The organism is Sphingorhabdus sp. Alg239-R122, assembly GCF_900537065.1.
Lineage (GTDB): Bacteria > Pseudomonadota > Alphaproteobacteria > Sphingomonadales > Sphingomonadaceae > Alg239-R122.
In genome coordinates, this window is the sequence record NZ_UNRC01000004.1 from 129547 (window position 1) to 146592 (window position 17046).

General features: G+C 55.2%; 16 protein-coding genes, 1 tRNA gene and 1 other RNA gene. 10 read left to right on the forward strand and 8 right to left on the reverse strand.

From position 1 onward, the window contains the following. The first annotated feature begins 89 nt into the window (after window positions 1–89). Genes mreC through rodA form a run of 4 tightly spaced genes read left to right on the forward strand, consistent with a single transcriptional unit; the run spans window position 90 to window position 4627 of the window. Window positions 90–1004 (forward strand): rod shape-determining protein MreC, encoded by a 915-nt coding sequence (mreC, locus tag G6Q15_RS06135; protein ID WP_164116762.1) that lies wholly within the window; start codon window positions 90–92, stop codon window positions 1002–1004. Continuing rightward, window positions 1001–1519 (forward strand): rod shape-determining protein MreD, encoded by a 519-nt coding sequence (gene mreD, locus G6Q15_RS06140; protein ID WP_164116764.1) that lies wholly within the window; start codon window positions 1001–1003, stop codon window positions 1517–1519. The genes mreC and mreD overlap by 4 nt, the downstream gene beginning before the upstream one ends. A gap of 13 nt (window positions 1520–1532) precedes the next feature. Continuing rightward, a complete protein-coding gene (gene mrdA / locus G6Q15_RS06145; RefSeq protein WP_164116766.1) occupies window positions 1533–3512 on the forward strand; it encodes a penicillin-binding protein 2 in 1980 nt (659 codons plus the stop codon). After that, complete coding sequence (gene rodA, locus G6Q15_RS06150; protein WP_164116768.1) at window positions 3512–4627, forward strand: rod shape-determining protein RodA; 1116 nt, start codon at window positions 3512–3514, stop codon at window positions 4625–4627. Before mrdA ends, rodA begins: the two co-directional genes overlap by 1 nt. 5 nt (window positions 4628–4632) lie before the next feature. On the opposite strand, the gene G6Q15_RS06155 is transcribed toward rodA, so the two are convergent. Beyond that, window positions 4633–5208 carry a DsrE family protein gene (locus G6Q15_RS06155; RefSeq protein ID WP_240330783.1) on the reverse strand — a complete coding sequence of 192 codons (576 nt, stop codon included), beginning with the start codon at window positions 5206–5208 and terminating at the stop codon, window positions 4633–4635. After that, window positions 5201–6376: a formate-dependent phosphoribosylglycinamide formyltransferase gene (purT, locus tag G6Q15_RS06160; RefSeq protein WP_164116770.1), complete on the reverse strand. Its 1176-nt coding sequence runs from the start codon at window positions 6374–6376 to the stop codon at window positions 5201–5203. The genes G6Q15_RS06155 and purT overlap by 8 nt, the downstream gene beginning before the upstream one ends. A 164-nt stretch (window positions 6377–6540) precedes the next feature. Between purT and G6Q15_RS06165 the strand changes: the two genes are divergently transcribed. After that, a complete protein-coding gene (locus tag G6Q15_RS06165) occupies window positions 6541–8718 on the forward strand; it encodes a TonB-dependent receptor (protein WP_164116772.1) in 2178 nt (725 codons plus the stop codon). An 18-nt stretch (window positions 8719–8736) separates the two neighbouring features. Here the strand turns inward: G6Q15_RS06165 and G6Q15_RS06170 are convergent, their stop codons facing one another. After that, window positions 8737–10125 carry a DEAD/DEAH box helicase gene (locus tag G6Q15_RS06170; RefSeq protein ID WP_164116774.1) on the reverse strand — a complete coding sequence of 463 codons (1389 nt, stop codon included), beginning with the start codon at window positions 10123–10125 and terminating at the stop codon, window positions 8737–8739. Window positions 10126–10244: 119 nt separating this feature from the next. After that, window positions 10245–10751, reverse strand: a complete 507-nt coding sequence (locus G6Q15_RS06175) for a hypothetical protein (RefSeq protein ID WP_205518106.1) — start codon at window positions 10749–10751, stop codon at window positions 10245–10247. A gap of 224 nt (window positions 10752–10975) precedes the next feature. Here G6Q15_RS06175 and G6Q15_RS06180 point away from each other — a divergent pair, with 224 nt between their 5' ends. Together G6Q15_RS06180 and G6Q15_RS06185 are read left to right on the forward strand one after the other, a co-directional pair. Further along, the gene (locus tag G6Q15_RS06180) at window positions 10976–12415 is read left to right on the forward strand and encodes an FAD-binding oxidoreductase (protein WP_164116983.1); all 1440 of its coding nucleotides are present in this window, start codon (window positions 10976–10978) and stop codon (window positions 12413–12415) included. A gap of 49 nt (window positions 12416–12464) precedes the next feature. Continuing rightward, the gene (locus tag G6Q15_RS06185; RefSeq protein WP_164116779.1) at window positions 12465–13265 is read left to right on the forward strand and encodes a SapC family protein; all 801 of its coding nucleotides are present in this window, start codon (window positions 12465–12467) and stop codon (window positions 13263–13265) included. Between the two features lie 46 nt (window positions 13266–13311). On the opposite strand, the gene G6Q15_RS06190 is transcribed toward G6Q15_RS06185, so the two are convergent. Together G6Q15_RS06190 and G6Q15_RS06195 are read right to left on the reverse strand one after the other, a co-directional pair. After that, window positions 13312–13734, reverse strand: coding sequence for a hypothetical protein (locus G6Q15_RS06190; RefSeq protein WP_164116781.1), 423 nt, complete (start codon window positions 13732–13734; stop codon window positions 13312–13314). A gap of 281 nt (window positions 13735–14015) precedes the next feature. Further along, on the reverse strand, window positions 14016–14882 hold the full coding sequence (locus tag G6Q15_RS06195) for an N-formylglutamate amidohydrolase (protein ID WP_164116783.1): 867 nt from the start codon (window positions 14880–14882) through the stop codon (window positions 14016–14018). A 149-nt stretch (window positions 14883–15031) separates the two neighbouring features. Here G6Q15_RS06195 and G6Q15_RS06200 point away from each other — a divergent pair, with 149 nt between their 5' ends. The 3 genes from G6Q15_RS06200 to G6Q15_RS06210 all read left to right on the forward strand — a co-directional run bounded on the left by G6Q15_RS06200 (window position 15032) and on the right by G6Q15_RS06210 (window position 15906). Then, complete coding sequence (locus G6Q15_RS06200; RefSeq protein WP_164116985.1) at window positions 15032–15409, forward strand: response regulator; 378 nt, start codon at window positions 15032–15034, stop codon at window positions 15407–15409. 76 nt (window positions 15410–15485) lie between these two features. Beyond that, a tRNA-Val gene (locus G6Q15_RS06205) sits at window positions 15486–15560 on the forward strand. A 157-nt stretch (window positions 15561–15717) separates the two neighbouring features. Next, a complete protein-coding gene (locus G6Q15_RS06210; protein ID WP_164116785.1) occupies window positions 15718–15906 on the forward strand; it encodes a hypothetical protein in 189 nt (62 codons plus the stop codon). A 22-nt stretch (window positions 15907–15928) separates the two neighbouring features. On the opposite strand, the gene rnpB is transcribed toward G6Q15_RS06210, so the two are convergent. Both rnpB and G6Q15_RS06220 read right to left on the reverse strand, forming a co-directional pair. Beyond that, window positions 15929–16286: RNase P RNA component class A (rnpB, locus tag G6Q15_RS06215), an RNA gene on the reverse strand. Further along, a complete protein-coding gene (locus G6Q15_RS06220; RefSeq protein WP_164116787.1) occupies window positions 16287–17006 on the reverse strand; it encodes an N-acetylmuramoyl-L-alanine amidase in 720 nt (239 codons plus the stop codon). Window positions 17007–17046: the final 40 nt, after the last annotated feature.

Here is a 17046-nt window from a genome sequence, read left to right on the forward strand (position 1 = left end):
GGGCCTAGCAATTACCGGGGTCTGAAAGTTACTGGGGTTGACGAAGATGAAATGGCGGAGGGGCAGCCGCCTAACGGAGGAAATGAGATATGGCGCCGCCGGATAAACGGCGTCCGGGTTTTTCCCGCAAGGCGCAGTATAAGATATTCACCGGCTATCTGGTCGCCTTTCTGGGCGCCTTTGGCGGGCTGTTTCTGCTTGCCATATCCTATCTTGATCCCGCCGCGTTTTCTGCCATCCGCCACGGTGCGGCAGACCTGACACGCCCTGTCACCGAGTTTTTTACCGCTGCCCGTTCCACCGGGCAAAAGGGCAGCAGCGAAGTCTCCGCCTATTTTGATGCGGCTTCCAAAAATGCAGCAATGCAGCGTGAGCTGGAGCAGAGCCGGACACAGCTTATCGAAGCGCGTGCGCTCAAACAGGAAAATGAACGCCTCAGGAGCCTTTTGGGGCTGGTCGAAGAAGAGGGGGAGCCCGTGGCAATCGCCCGGCTAATCAGCTCCACTTCCTCAAGCACACGGCGGTTTGCGACACTGGGTGCGGGCCGCAGCCAGGGTGTCGAAGCGGGCCAACCAGTGCGCGAGCAAAGAGGTTTGATTGGCCGGGTACTGAGCACGGGGATCAACACATCACGCGTGTTGCTGCTCACTGACACAAACAATGTGGTGCCGGTCAAGCGTGCCAGCGATGGAACTGTCGCATTTGCCGAAGGACGCGGTGACGGCCTGCTCAATATCCGCCTGATCAACATCGGTGCGAATGACGTCAAACCCGGTGATATATTCGTCACATCGGGCAATGGCGGACTGTATAGCCCGAATATCCCGGTTGCGATTGTCGACAGCCTCGCCAATGATGGGGCCGTTGGCCGCCCGCTAAGCGATCCGGCAGCGGCAGACTTTGTTGTTGTGCAACCAATTTACCAACCCGAACTCGTCCCAGAGGCACAGGGCGGTGAAGCAGGCGACGAAGCCAGCGGTGATGACACCGAAGGCGGGCAATGAATACGGTATATCAAAAACGGATAGACCGGGAGCCTTCCTCCATTCGCATTGGCCTGATCCCCATATTTTCGGTCATGATCGGTTCCATGCTGGTCCTGTTCATTCCCTACATTGCCTCCATGCCTTTGCTGCCGCCGCTTGGGCTGATGATGCTGATAGCATGGCGATTGATACGTCCCGGCCTCTGGCCGATCTGGATCGGTTTCCCGCTTGGTCTGTTTGACGATATATTCAGCGGCCAGCCGTTTGGCAGCGCCGCCTTTCTATGGTCGCTGGTGATGATATTCATTGAAATCATGGATAACCGCTTTTTGTGGCGCGGTTTCTGGCAAGACTGGTTAATCGCTGCGGTTTCGATTATGCTCGCGCTGATCGGAGGCCTTTTGATCAATAATATTATCGCGGATGCCGGGAATCTGACTATTTTACTGCCTCAAATCATACTTTCCATTTTCCTCTATCCGCTTGTGTTGCGCATTGTCGCCTGGCTTGACCGAAAGCGGCTGACAACATGACGGAACGGCCAGCATGAACAGGAAGCGCAAGGCAAACAAGGCGCGCAAGAAACGCAAGCTGATAACCGCAGCCTCACAGAATATTACGTTCAACCGCCGCACGCTGTTTCTGGGCGGTGCTCAGGCAGCGGTCGGGCTGCTGCTGGCCGGACGTATGACCTATATCGCAGTGGCAGAGAATGAACGTTGGGAAATGCTGTCAGAAAGCAACCGCGTCAACCTGACGCTCATTCCCCCCCGGCGCGGCTGGATTATTGATAGAAATGGCAAACCGCTTGCCAATAACCGCGCCGATTTCCGGGTTGATCTCATTCCTGACCGGATGAAGGACAAGGAAGACACGATTGCCAAGCTCACCGATCTGCTGCGGCTCAGCGACGACGAAGTGGGGCGCATCAAGAAGGACCTGGAAGATTCGCGCGGATTCGCGCCGATCGAAATTGCCTCAGGCCTGGATTATGAACAATTTGCAGCGCTCAGCGTGCGCCTGCCCGATATGCCAGGTGTGGCACCATTGCGCGGGTTCAGCCGGCAATACCCCTCTGGCGCAGCCGTGGGGCATCTGCTCGGCTATGTCGGTGCAGTCTCGGCCGAGGAATATGAGGAAGAGAAAAACCCCCTGCTCATCACACCGGGCTTTAAAATCGGCAAGGACGGGCTGGAAAAACAGTTTGAACAGGATCTGCGCGGCAAACCCGGAGCCAAGCGCGTCGAAGTCACCGCGCGCGGCAAGATTGTCCGCGAACTCAGTAAGCGCGAGGATGTACCTGGCAAGCCAATGAAGCTCGCCATCAATGCCGACCTTCAGGAATACGCAGCGCGCCGACTGGGCCCGGAATCGGGTTCGGTGGTGGTAATGGACTGCCATACCGGTGAATTGCTGGCGATGTCCTCCATGCCCAGTTTTGACCCCAACAGCTTTTCAGACGGTATCGGGTTCAACGAATATGGCATGCTGCGCGATGATGACCATGTGCCGCTGCGCAACAAGGTGCTCAAGGGGCTGTACCCGCCCGGATCAACCGTCAAACCGATGGTCGGGCTCGCTTTTCTGGAGGCTGGCCTTTCTCCTGATGAGACGGTGGTCTGCAATGGCGGGCTTCGCGTTGGCAACCGGCGTTTCAACTGCTGGAACCGCCAGGGTCATGGCAGGGTCGACATGGCCAAGGGTATTTATCAAAGCTGTGACGTCTATTTCTATTATTTTGCGCAACGTATCGGCATGGACCCGATCGCCGCTATGGCACGCAAACTGGGCATGGGGCAGACTTTCGACCTGCCCGTCACCAGCCAGTTTTATGGCACCGTCCCTGACCCCGAATGGAAGCGTAAGAAATATAAACAGTCATGGCAGGCTTTTGACACGGTCAACGCCACTATCGGTCAGGGTTATATGCTATCCAATCCGCTGCAGCTTGCGGTCATGTCATCGCGCATAGCCTCGGGCCGCAATGTCATGCCCAAGTTGCTGATGCCAAAACGGCACAAGCTGGCCCCCAACCTGGACATAGCGCCTGAGCATCTACAGATTATACGCAACGCCATGTCCGATGTGGTAAATGGCCCTGGAACGGCGCGGCGGGCGCAGCTGAATATCCCGAACGTCAAGCTGGCAGGCAAGACCGGAACCGCACAGGTGGTTGGCCTGCAATTCGGACGCGGCGGGCGCGATGTGCAGTGGAAATTCCGCGATCATGGCCTGTTTGTCTGTTTCGCACCGCTTGATAACCCGCGCTATGCCGCTTCGGTGGTGATAGAGCATGGCGGTGGCTCCAGCGCGGCTTATCCGGTCGCGCGCGATGTACTGACATTCCTGTATGACCGGCGCAAGGCGATGCGCGCGCTCGAAGCGCTTGAGCAGTCATGGGGTGGCACAATCGAACAACGTATGGCGAGCAAGATGAATGCCTATGTCGCGCGCAAAAATGCCGAGAAAGCCAGCCAGAATGCGCCTGCGCCGGAAACAGATAGCGCGGCGGAGGCCAACGAGTAATGTCTGGCATCATCCCCGCCCCTATTGCCCAGCAACCCTGGAAGGTCATATTCCTGCTGTGCATTATCGCCGGGTTCGGTGTGGTTGTGCTTTATTCGGCCGCAGGCGGCAGCATGTCGCCATGGGCGTCACGTCATGCCATCCGCTTTGGCGTGTTCCTGGTCATGGCGCTGGTGCTTTCGCGCTTTAGCGAAAATGTGTTCAAATTCTTCACTTTCCCGGTTTACGTGGTGATTGCGCTGATGTTGCTGGGCGTCGAGCTGATCGGTGCAGTAGGCGGCGGCAGCCAACGCTGGCTCGATCTGGGCCTGATTCGTATCCAGCCGTCTGAACTTATGAAACCGGCCATCATCCTCGCTGTAGCGCGGTTTTATGACCTGCTGCCCATTGGCCAGATACGCACATGGGGTGCGATCTGGCCTGCCCTGCTGTTGATGGGTATTCCGGCATCACTGGTGCTGCTGCAACCCGATCTCGGTACCACGCTGACAATATTGGCGGGCGGCATGGCGGTTGCTTTTCTCGCAGGTCTCCCGCTCCGGCTATTCGTGATTGGCGCGGCCGCCATGGCGGTGATTGCACCGCTGGCCTATTTCTTTGGGCTGGAAGAATATCAGCAGCGCCGCGTGACGACCTTTATCAACCCGGAAAATGATCCACTTGGCGCGGGCTATCATATCACCCAGTCCAAAATCGCGATTGGTTCGGGCGGGATGACAGGCAAGGGCTACCTCAATGGCTCACAAAGCCATCTCGATTATCTGCCCGAAGGCCATACCGATTTCGTGTTCGCCACCATGGCGGAGGAATGGGGCCTGATTGGCGGCTTTGCCGTTATTTTTGCGTTTTTCCTGCTGCTACGCTGGGGTTTTGGCCTTGCCGTCAATGCAAAAACACGTTTTTCCAAACTGGTCGCAGCGGGCCTTAGCACCACAATATTTTTCTATATCGCCATTAACCTGATGATGGTGATGGGCCTTGCCCCCGTGGTCGGTATACCACTTCCGTTCCTCAGTTATGGCGGATCATCGATGATGACCATCATGATCTGTATCGGTGTGCTGATGTCGATAGACCGTGAAATGAAACAAAAACGCCGCTCGACGCTTAGTTAAGCACATCAAAACGGATTGAGCGTATAACCATCCTTTTGCAGCAAAGCATGCATCGTCATCGCAGATAAAGCCATGTCTACGCCGGGCAACAGGTCTTTATTGACTATACCGTGATAGGCCGCGCTCTGCCCGCACAAATAGACCTGCACATTATGGGCGCGCAGCGTTTCGATAGCAGCTGCATTGGCATTTTCCGCGCCATCATTGCGCGCACCGTAAGTTTCGGCACGGGTCAGGTCGATCGATGCACCGCCGTGAAACACCACAGCAATTTCTATATTTTCAGGGTCGACGCCTGCCTCGGCATGCATATTAATGAAACGCGCCGCGCTCACCAGTGTACGGTTAACTTCACCCGGCTTGGCGGCTTTGCTGACATCGAACAATACCTTGAAGCGGGCATCTGCGGGGATTTCCACATCCTGCTCCACCGTAGCCACCGGGCCGAATTGCGGTATCACCTTGCCGGAATGAAATCCATCCGGTTGTGCCAGGACCGGGTAAGCCGTGCAAAGCGTCGCAGCCAATGGCACGATCCAGACTTGTTTCCATTTGAATTTCATCGCTCTCTCCTCACTCATATTCTATCGTAACTGCGTCCGCCGCCGCTTTGGCGACCTTGCGCGCTATATCCGTATCATCGCACGCTGCCAGCGCGACACCCATGCGCCGATAGGGCCGCGTCACCGGTTTGCCGAATATGCGGATATCGATATCTTCCCCTTTTCCGCCCATGGCCAGCGCATCGGCCAGCCCGGCAAAAGTGAAATTTTCGGCATCGCGATCTGCCAAAATGACCGCGCTTGCAGCTCCGCCACTGCGCAGTGTGATTTCAGGAATTGGCAATCCCATGATCGCGCGCGCATGCAGGTCAAATTCACTCAGATTCTGACTGACCAGCGTCACCATGCCCGTATCATGCGGGCGCGGGCTGAGTTCGGAAAAAATGACTGCGTCGCTGGTCACAAAAAATTCCACCCCGAACAGGCCATAACCACCCAGCCGGTCTACCACTTTGCACGCCATGTCCTGCGCCTCGCGCAGGTGCACGGTCTCCATCGCTGCGGGTTGCCAGCTTTCCTGATAATCGCCGCGTTCCTGCCTGTGGCCAATAGGCGGGCAGAAATGCACGCCATCGCGCGTGCGCACGGTGAGCAGCGTGATTTCATAATCAAAATCAACAAACTGCTCCAATATCACCTTTACGCGGTCGCCGCGCATATTGTCGGCGGCATACCGGAATGATGCCTTAACATCTTGAGCGCTTTTGGCCACGCTCTGCCCCTTGCCGGACGACGACATGACTGGTTTCACGACCAGGGGAAAGCCAATGTCCCGCGCCGCAGCCTCTGCCTGCCCCGCCGTTTCGGCATAGGCATAGCGCGACGTTTTCAGCCCCAGCTCATTGGCGGCCATGTCGCGGATCGCGTCACGGTTCATGGTCAGCTGTGTCGCCAGCGCGGACGGCACGATTGTACAGCCTTCAGCCTCTGCATCAGCGAGTATCTCGGTACGGATTGCTTCCACTTCCGGTACGATCAGGTCGGGCCTGTGCCTTGCGATGGCGGCTTTCAGCGCTTCTGCGTCCAGCATCGAAAATATCTCGGCGCTATCGGCCATTTGCATGGCGGGCGCGTCCGCGTAACTGTCACACGCAATCACTTGGGCACCCAGCCTTTTCGCGGAAATGGTGAATTCACGGCCCAGTTCGCCCGAGCCCAGCAGCATGATTTTCGGTTGTGCGTTCATGCCGCTGTCATAGCGTGTATTTTAGGGAAACGGCAGACATGTTTTACATGTTTCGTGTCGCCCGTTCGACGAATTGCATGAAATGCACGATAATTGCTATTGATATATCATATCATTACATCTAGACACCTGCACAAGATAAAGCCGCCAAAAGGAAAATCCCCATGCAAGTTCGTACCAAAACAACCCTTCCCACCCTCTTGCTCACTGTATCATCGCTCGCCGTTGCTTCGCCTGCATTCGCTCAGGAACAGGAAGCTGGGACAGAAGCTGAAACGACTGTTCAGGATGATGATTTTCACAGTGACGAAGCCATTGTGGTGACGGCGCCCTTCCTTGCCAATCTCAACATATTGGCAGGTACATCCGCCATTTCCGGCGATACGCTGACTCGCGAGCTGGAACCACAAATCGGTGAAACGCTCACGAAACTGCCTGGCGTTTCCGCCACATCTTTTACGCCCGGCGCTTCACGTCCGGTACTGCGCGGCTTCCAGGGGGAGCGCATCCGTGTCCTTACCGACGGCATTGGCGCAATTGACGTCTCCAACACCTCCGCCGACCATGGCGTCACAGTCGAACCGCTTACTCTTGAGCGTATCGAGGTCCTGCGTGGCCCGGCTGTGCTGCTATTCGGCGGACAGGCCGTAGGCGGTGCGGTCAATGCCATCGACAAGCGTATCCCGCGCGCGATTCCTGATGAAGCCTTCCACCTGGATGCCGCGGCCAATTACGCCTCCGCAAGCGATCTCTACAGCGCGGGTGCCAGCCTGGATATCCCGCTCACCGACCGGTTGGTAGTCCATTTTGACGGCAGCTACCGTGAAAGCGATGACCTTGAAGTCGGCGGCTTTACGCTGTCACCCGAGCTACGCGCGGAACAGCTGGAAATCGCCGAGGAAGAGCGCGAGGAAGGTCATCTGGAAGAAGCCGCAGAAGCGGAAGAGCTGGCGAACCTGCGCGGCTTTATTCCCAATACGGCTACCAGGACATATACGCTCGGCGCCGGCATCGCCTTTATCGATGAAGGCGGCAGCATCGGTATAGCCGCCAGCTATTATGACAGCAATTATGGCATCCCCGCCCGTCCTGGCGCAGAACATGCTCATGGGGAAGAGGAAGAAGAGCACGGGGACGAAGATCATGATGAGGATCATGAAGAAGAGGAAGAGGAAGGTCCCGTCACCATCGGACTCGAGCAATTCAAGCTTGACCTGCGCGCCGAAGCAAACATGTCCGGCTTTTTCGACAAGCTGCGTGTTCGCGCTGCCTATGCCGATTACACACACACCGAATTTGAAGGTGATGAAATCGGAACCGTGTTTGAAAACCAGGGCCTTGAAGGTCGGCTGGAACTGGTCCAGACGGACAATAACGGCTGGCGCGGCGCCAGCGGCGTGCAATATGTGTTCCGCGATTTCGTTGCAACTGGAGCAGAAGCATTTGTCCCGCCCAACATCACCAACCAGTTCGGTATCTTCACCCTACAGGAATATTCATCCGGTGGATGGGATTTCGAAGGTGCTGCACGCTATGACCGTAGCAATGTCAATGCCCGTACACTAGGCATAATGCGCAGCTTCAATTCCTTTTCAGCGGCCATAGGTGCGGGTTACACCACAGCCACTGACCTCAAGATCGGTGTCAACCTGAGCCGTTCCGAACGCGCACCCGCGGCGGAAGAGCTATTGTCCAACGGACCGCATATCGCCACCCAGGCATTTGAGATTGGCAACCCCGATTTCACGACCGAAAAAAGCATCGGCGGCGAATTTTATGTCCGCTATGACAGTCCGGACATTCAGTTGTCGGCAACAGCTTTTGTGAATGATTTTGAAGACTTTATAATCGACATTCCGACTGGCGGTGAAGAAGATGGCTTGCCCATATTTCAGTATATTCAAAATGACGCCACCTATTACGGATTTGAATTTGAAGGCTCCGCCAAACTGGCAGAAGCAGGTGGCTTCAGGTTTATTGCTGACACGGTGGTGGATTATGTTCATGCCAAGCTGGACGGACTAGGGCCTGTACCGCGGATTCCACCGCTACGCGTGCTGGGCGCGCTTGAAGCGCAGAGCAGCGCATTGACCCTGCGCGGCGAAGTCGAATGGTTCGCTGATCAGGACCGCAATGCGAATTTTGAGACTGAAACCGAAGGCTTTACGCTGGTCAATGCCAGTGCATCATGGAAGCCCTTTGGCAAGGGCGGCGGTTTGACACTAATCGCGTCGGCAAACAATATTTTTGATGTAATCGGCCGCCGCGCAGCCAGCTTCACGAAAGATTTTGCCCCGCTGTCTGGACGTGACTTCCGGGTGTCAGCAAAAGTGAGTTTCTAGAGTCCTGATCTCAGGAAGTTACTTTTTGAAACCATAAGCAAGAAAGTCGGGCATTGGGCCATTCCAGCCTTCATCAGGCGGATCGTCCTTTGCCTCTTTCTGCTTGCGCGGTTTCGGCTCCGCCTTTTTGGGGGCAGCGTCTTTTGCCGCTTTGCCGGGCTTTTTATCAGACGTTTCGCCCGCATTGTCCTCAGTGTTGACTTCTTCTTTTGGCGCTTCAGGCTGTTTCTTACCAGACTGTTTTTTTGCAGGTGCCTTTTTCGCGGACTGTTTTTTGCCGCTATCCGATTTCTTGCGGGAGGCTTTCAGGGTCTTTATCGCACCGCCAATTAGCTTTTCGATGTTCTCGATGGCTTCGGCATCCGCATTGGTGGCAAATGTATAGGCAATGCCCGTCGCCCCTGCCCGGCCTGTACGGCCAATACGGTGAACATAATCATCGGGATGCCATGGTGCGTCATAATTGAACACATGACTCACATCCTTGACATCAAGGCCGCGAGCGGCAACGTCAGAGGCAACGAGTATGTTGATCTCACCGCTCTTGAACTTGTCCAGTTCGGTGATGCGCTGCGCTTGGTCGATATCGCCATGTATCTCACCTGAATCAAAACCGATGCTGCGCAGTTTCCTGTTGAGTTCGCGAACCTGTGTCTTGCGGTTGCAAAAGATAATAGCGCTGTCGACACCATGGTCAAGAAACTGGATCAGCAGATCCTCTTTCCCGCGCGGCGCTACATTGATCAGGAATTGCTGGATGGACTTGTTTGCGGTCGCGGGCCGCGCAACCTCTATATGTTTCGGATTGCTCAGGAACTTGTCCGACAGTTTCTTGATCGGTGGCGGCATGGTTGCAGAAAAAAGCAGCGTCTGCCGCGAGGTCGGCAGCTTGTCACAAATCGATTCAATATCGGGAATGAATCCCATGTCGAGCATGCGGTCTGCTTCATCAATCACCAGCAGGCTGCAATCATTCAGCATGATATTACCGCGGTCAAACAGATCCATCAAACGACCGGGCGTGGCGATCAGTACATCAACGCCTTTTTCCAGCGCCTTGACCTGGTCCCCCATCGACACACCACCTATAAGCAGCGCCATGGAAAGATCATGGTGCTTGCCATATTTCTCAAAATTTTCAGCCACCTGTGCCGCGAGTTCACGGGTGGGTTCGAGGATCAACGAACGCGGCATCCGGGCTTTGCTGCGCCCTGCAGCCAATATGTCAATCATGGGCAGTACAAAACTGGCTGTCTTGCCGGTGCCGGTCTGCGCAATACCGATCAGGTCGCGCATCATGAGGACAGATGGAATTGCCTGTGCCTGAATCGGAGTCGGTGATTCATAGCCTGCATCAGCTACGGCTTTTAACAATTCATCTGAGAGGCCGATATCGGCAAATTTCATAAGCTATCCGGGAAATTGAACTGCAACATTGCGCTTTTCCGCAGATCTGCCTTACTGCAGAACCGCTTGGGGCGGGCTTTGAAGCCTTATAGTGAAAAAGTCAATATATGCCTCATAGCTCAATCGTCCGGGACGAGCTGACGCATCTTGTCAATTTCACATTTGGTGCCGGAACGCGCCAACAGCAGGTCGCGCTCTACGCATAGCTGTCCGTCCTTGCTCTGCTCCAGGTAAAAACCCGAATAGAAACTACGCGCAAGGCAGGCACGCTCGAGGTCTGCACGGATAATCCGGCGATCACGCATATAGAGCAGGAGCCGGTTTTCGCTTGCCGCGACGCGCACACCTGCAATGCCGTTCATGGGCACGCATTTGCCAATCTTCTTCGCCTTATATTTCCTGACAGGACGCGCTTGCAAACTGCTCATGCGTTGCCGGTTCGCTGGCGTCAAGCGCGGAATACGGATACGAATACGCCGTTCGATACGCACCTGAAACGTAATTTGTGGGTGCGGTGAAAGCGCCGAATTCAACCATTCCTGAGCGAAAATACTCTGCTGCTCTTCTGCGGCAGCCAGCGCCTCATCCAAACTGGACGCATCGCCAGCCGGTGCCATGCTAAGCATGGAAAGGGCAATTAGGGAGTGGACTATCGACATGCGATTTCAGATACGCTCCGTTGGGCAGAATCGGTTTTGTTATAACCAAAGCATGGCTGGTGGCAAATGATTGGCTGTGACTTATAGAAAAGTCATTTGAACAGGTGATTAACCCGCCAATAGTAGAGCCTTTTGCCATCATTTAGCCATCAGATGTTGCGCAAATGTCGCACTATACATAGATAGACATGATGACAGATTTCCTGAAGGCGCTGGAAGATATTGCCGGCGCGCGTGCCATAACATGCGATGCGAGCGACATGGAGCCGTGGCTGACCGACTGGCGCGGCCGCTACCATGGTTCTGCGCAGGCGCTGGTCTCACCACCTGATACGCAAACACTTGCACGCATTGTCAAGCTGGCTGCTGAACACCGCGTCCCTATTGTTCCCCAGGGCGGCAATAGCGGCATGGTCGGCGGGGCGACGCCTGACGGCAGCGGCAATGCCATATTGCTGTCCATGCGCCGTATGGACGCCATTCGCGGCTTTGATGTGCAGGACCGGCAAATCGTCGCAGAGGCGGGTGTCATCCTGCAAAATCTGCATGGCGTTGCAGAGGAAAAGGGACTGCGCTTTCCGCTCACACTGGGCGGTAAGGGATCGGCGACCGTCGGCGGGCTGATATCCACCAATGCGGGCGGTACACAGGTGCTGCGCCATGGCACGATGCGCGCGCTGGTGCACGGGGTTGAGGCCGTACTTCCCGATGGCAGCATATATGACGGGCTGTCTGCGCTCAAAAAAGACAATCGCGGTTATGACCTGAAACATTTGCTGATCGGGGCGGAAGGCACTTTGGGCATTGTGACCGCAGCGTCGCTCAAACTTGTGAAATCACTCATTGACCGGAGCGTCGTCTGGACCGGACTGGAATCAACGGCCAAAGCGCGCGAACTGCTGCTGTTCCTGCAAGGCAGGGCGGGCAATGCGATGGAAGGATTCGAAATACTGCCGCAGCACTGCCTCGACAATGTGCTGACGCATATTCCTGGCACCCGCGCGCCACTTGCATCTGCGGCACCCTGGCATGCGCTGATCGAGCTTGTCCGCGATGATGCCTCCAGCCCTGACCCTGCCCAAACAGCAGAAATATTGATGGGCGAAGCGATGGAGCGCGGACTGATATCGGATGCCGTCATCTCCGCCAGCGAAGCGCAGGCAGAGGCTTTTTGGAAAATCCGCGACTCCATTGCCGAGGCGGAGCGTGCAGCAGGTCCAGCCATGCAGCATGACATTAGCGTGCCACCTGCAAAAATGGGTGCGTTTATCGACCATGTCGCACCGCTGATGGAAACAAAATTTGTCGGAACCCGTGCCATAGCATTCGGGCATATGGGCGATGGTAATATCCATTTTCATGTCATGGCGCCGCCCGGGTCTGACGCCGCCAGTTGGAACGAGACGCAAGGCAAACAGATCAGCGCAATGATGCATGACCTTGTCGTCAAATGGGACGGCTCGATATCGGCAGAGCATGGCATTGGCCAGATGAAGCGGGGTGAGCTCGCCAGATTATCCAGTCCGGCCCGTATCAACAGCCTGATAGCCATTAAAGCCGCGATGGACCCTTATGGAATAATGAACCCCGGCAAGCTCATTCCCCTTGCGTCCGCCCCGCATACCACCTAATGGAATGCAATTAATTTTTACCGACACATGAAGATATTGGAGATTGAAGATGGCCAGTGCGCCGCAGCAGGCAAGTTTGCCAGTTTTTTACAAAGATTTGGTTCCACTCAACAGCCAGGAACACAGCTCATGGAAATCCACCGGTCTGGACAATGCCCAGTTCATGGAAAACCAGCACGCCATTCCGCTCACTGTTGAAGAATTTCCGCAGGCACAGCGCCATTATCCGATCGTTTTTTCAGCCGGCGACAATCCCGTTCCGCTGATCCTGATGGGTATGAATGAAGGCGTGAACGTATACATGGACGGTGAAGGCAAGTTCAGCGACCCTGTCTATGTGCCCGCTTATGTACGTCGTTACCCCTTCATGCTTGCCAAGCTGCGCCCTGATTCAGAAGAGTTGTCACTTTGTTTTGACCCGACAGCTGGCGGTCTTGGAGAATCCAAGGAAGGCGACGAACTGTTCGACAAGGATGGCAACCCTACCGAAACAACCCAGAATATCCTGAAGTTCTGTGAGAATTTTGAGCAGGCCGGTCAGCGCACTAGCGTCTTTATGGACGAGTTGAAAAAACTTGACCTGTTGATGGACGGTGAAGTGGCCATTCAGCAGGACGGTGTTGAAAAGCCGTTTATCTATCGCGGTTTCCAGATGGTGAATGAAGAAAAACTGCGCGAATTGCGCGGCGATGAACTGCGCAAGATGAATCAGAACGGCATGCTGCCGTTAATCCATGCGCATCTCTTCTCGCTACAGGTCATGCGCGAAGTATTCAGCCGTCAGGTACAGTCAGGCAAAGCGCCGCAGGTGACGGAGCTCCCGGAAGTTCCTGACGCACAGCTCAGCTAAGTCTGATAGCAACCAAATGAATCAGGGGAGCTTCGTCTCCCCTTTTTTATGCCGCCGATTGCCGTGGTGCGGTTTCAAGTTCCGCTGCAAAACGTCCCAACAGTCCATATAGAAAATCGCGCGTTTCACCCGGCAGCATATCGCGTAATAGCTCGTCAAACACTGCCCTGTTCCCCGCGCCCGCACTGCGCAGCATTGCGATGACAGTCACTTCATCAAATGTCAGCCGCGGGCAGCAGGGACGCGACAGCATGAAATTATCCGGCCATGCGTCACCAATTGCCGATACAATAAGCGAAAGCTGGCTGGACAGGCTGTAAGAACCCAGGCGCTGGGCAATATGCATTGCCGGGTCCTGGCCCGCCTTTCCCGCAGCGGCCGCCAGCCGGAAACTCGTTATCACGCGCATTTCTGCACATGTCGTATCATGCAAGCTCTGCACAGCGCCATAAGAGGTCACTTGCTCCATATCCAATCCTTTTCTTACCAACTTTGCCCGAGTCGAAAGAGAGAGTAATTGATAATAGTTCTCATTTGCAAATATATTATGCCGCACAGGTAAATTTTTAAAAGTTTTATATTGAAACGAAAATATTCATGTCTATCTAGCCTGTATCAGGTTGCCATTCCCCCTCTCTATCGGCGGCCTGACAGGTGCAGATATGCGCCTCCTCCCTGAACTTGGCCATCTCGCAACAAAGCGAGGTGGCCATTTTTTTAGGAAGGTTCTACCACCTCGAAAACAATGATCTATTCTGCGGCGACCAACTCGGGAAGCCGTCCGGCTTCATCGGCGACTGCCAACGCTATCTCGCGCACCATGGCAGATACGGCATGTACGCCGTGCGCCGGTTCACGTCCGGTCAGGTCAAGATAGAGCGATCGGTCAATTTCCAGCTGCAGTGCGTGGACATTCTCCATCGGTGCAGCATGGCGCTGCAAAATATACCCGCCAGCATAAGGATGATTGAGCTGCGCTGTAAAACCATGTCGTTCAGCCACCGCCAACGCAGCTTCCGACATCTGCGATGATGCTGCCGCACCGAAGCGATCGCCAAGCACGACCTGCGCGGGCGCTGCGTCATGTGTCACCGGCAGGCTGGGCATCGAATGCAGGTCAAGCAGGACAGCCGCACCATATTGCCGCTGCATAGCGCGTAATATACCCGCTATCGCGCTGTGATAGGGCGCGTGATGCTCGGCTATCCGCGTCCTGATATCCTGCCACAGCCATTTATTATGCCAGATATCACCAAATCCTGACAAGCGCCGCGGGATCAGGCCCAATCCGCCCCTGGCTTTACTGCTCATGCCCGGAAACTGGCTGGAATCGGCATCGGCCAGCATCGCGGCGTCAATGTCATCAGGTGCACGGTTCATGTCAATCCATGCGCGCGGAGCCTTGGCAGTAATCACTGCAAAACCAGTCTCCGCCGCACTGCGCGACAGCATGTCGACATAACGATCCTCAAGCCGCAGCAGCGCATCAGCGGGAATACGCAAATTGTCAGTGATCTGTCTTGGATAATGGCGGCCGGCATGCGGCACGGATATCAACACCGGATACCGCAGGTTATCTGCCTGTATCAGGTGGTAATTTTTATGCTCTTTTTCCAAAATACCGCCTGAAGTCGCCAATTTATGAAGAAAATGTTAACCAATTGAAGATATAGAGACAAGCCCGGCTGTGGCAAGCACGCAATATCATGTGCTATGAATGCAGCTAAAATGTGAAAAAGCCTGTCGGCACAGCGCCTGGAGTAAAGATAATCCGCATATTGCTTGCAGAAGATGAAACCGCGATGCGCGCCTACCTGAAACGCGCGCTGGAACAGGCGGGGTATGAAGTGACCGATGTTGATCGCGGCACCGCGGCATTGCCGCTGCTCGAAACCGAACATTTCGACCTGCTACTGACAGATATTGTCATGCCGGAAATGGACGGCATCGAACTGGCCCAAAAATGCGCCGAGGTGTCACCGGACACAAAAGTTATGTTCATTACTGGTTTTGCGGCGGTGACGCTCAAGGCCGGACAAGCGGCTCCTGATGCAAAAATACTGTCAAAACCATTTCACCTGCGCGACCTAGTGCTGGAAGTAGACCGGATTTTTGAGCGTGGCCCTGCATCGGGGCTCATTTAACACTTGCCACTGCATGACGTGGCGGCTAAACGACCGCCTCTGGCCCAACCTCAATTCGGGTAGCCAGCAGGAAAATGGGCGTATAGCTCAGTGGTAGAGCACTTCGTTGACATCGAAGGGGTCGGGAGTTCAACTCTCTCTACGCCCACCATTTTCCCAAAACCACATGTATAAATCATCCATATATTGTCATTCATCGAAAATTATCCGCGCTGTATATAATGCGGCTCGTGTTGCGCACCGCATTATATATGCTTTCACTCGATTCAGTGCATTACGCCTGATTCCATGTATTCTGGGGAATGGCAATGAGCAGACAGTTAAGACTATCCGCGATATTATCGCTATTTCTGATGGCGGGATTTGCCTCACATAGCGCGCTGCGTGGTTCCACCGAAACCGCGACAGGCCCTGCAGGCAAAACAATTGCCAATATGGAAGCCTGTGTCAGCAGCGCACTGACCACGCCCGACCTGCCCTTCCTTGGCCTGCAGTAAGGCAGGCGAGTATATCAGCTAAATTGCCAGAGGATCTGTAAGCCGGGTTCTGTTCCCCTCCTGGGCGGAGGTTTGGCAACTATTCATCTCGGCATGGCATTGCTGCCATGCTCCAGCAACCAACCCGGGCAGCGGACCAAAACTGTCCATAACGCCGCCCCTATTCGGTTTTGCTCCGGATGGGGTTTACCATGCCGTTTCCCTTGCGGGTCACGCGGTGCGCTCTTACCGCACCCTTTCACCCTTACCTGCCTAAGCAGGCGGTCTACTCTCTGTTGCACTGTCCCTGGGGTCACCCCCGCCGGCCGTTAGCCGGCATCCTTGTTTTGTGGAGCCCGGACTTTCCTCGAAATTACTTTCGCAGCTGCCCGATCCTCTGGCTAGGGCGCATTACCATTTCTGCGGTCGCGGTCCAACAATAAAGCAAACAATATCGCACGGCATTCGCCATCAACCACACCGTCAATCGTGTGGGTACGAAAACGCCGCTGGAACGCGCGCGTTGCCGCCTCACCGTCGCTGATATCGTAACCGAAGCGTTCAAGCGCGAGGTAGAAACCGCTGTCGCTCCAATAGGGATCAACCAGCTGCCCATCCGGAATGGGCAGCGCAAGACCCAGTTTGGCCAGCAAAGGCCAGTCGAACAGCTCGCCCGGGTCCTGTTTGCGTGCCGGCGCAATGTCACTGTGCCCGACAATATTGACTGGCTGAATGTCATAACGCTTCACTATGCCGCCTACGAGCGGCACCAGCGCGTCCATCTGCTCCTGCGGAAATGGCCGGTACCCCCATTCATGCCCGGGATTGACGATTTCTATGCCAATACTGGCACTGTTGACATTGGTAATGCCGCGCCAGTGCGAACGGCCCGCATGCCAGGCCCGGCTGTCTTCATGCACCATTTGCACAATCTGCCCATCTTCAGTCACGACATAATGCGCGGAAACCTTGCTTTTCGAATCAGCCATCCAGTTGATGGCAGAGGGTGCGTCCTGCATGCCTGTATAGTGCAAGACCAGCATGCTGACTGGCAACGTGCGTTCATCAAAATTGGGCGAAGGTGTCTGAATATATTCCTGATTCAACGGCCTGTTTCTCATCCTTCCGCATTGGTGGCTCTGTGATAGACAGGCTGGCGAG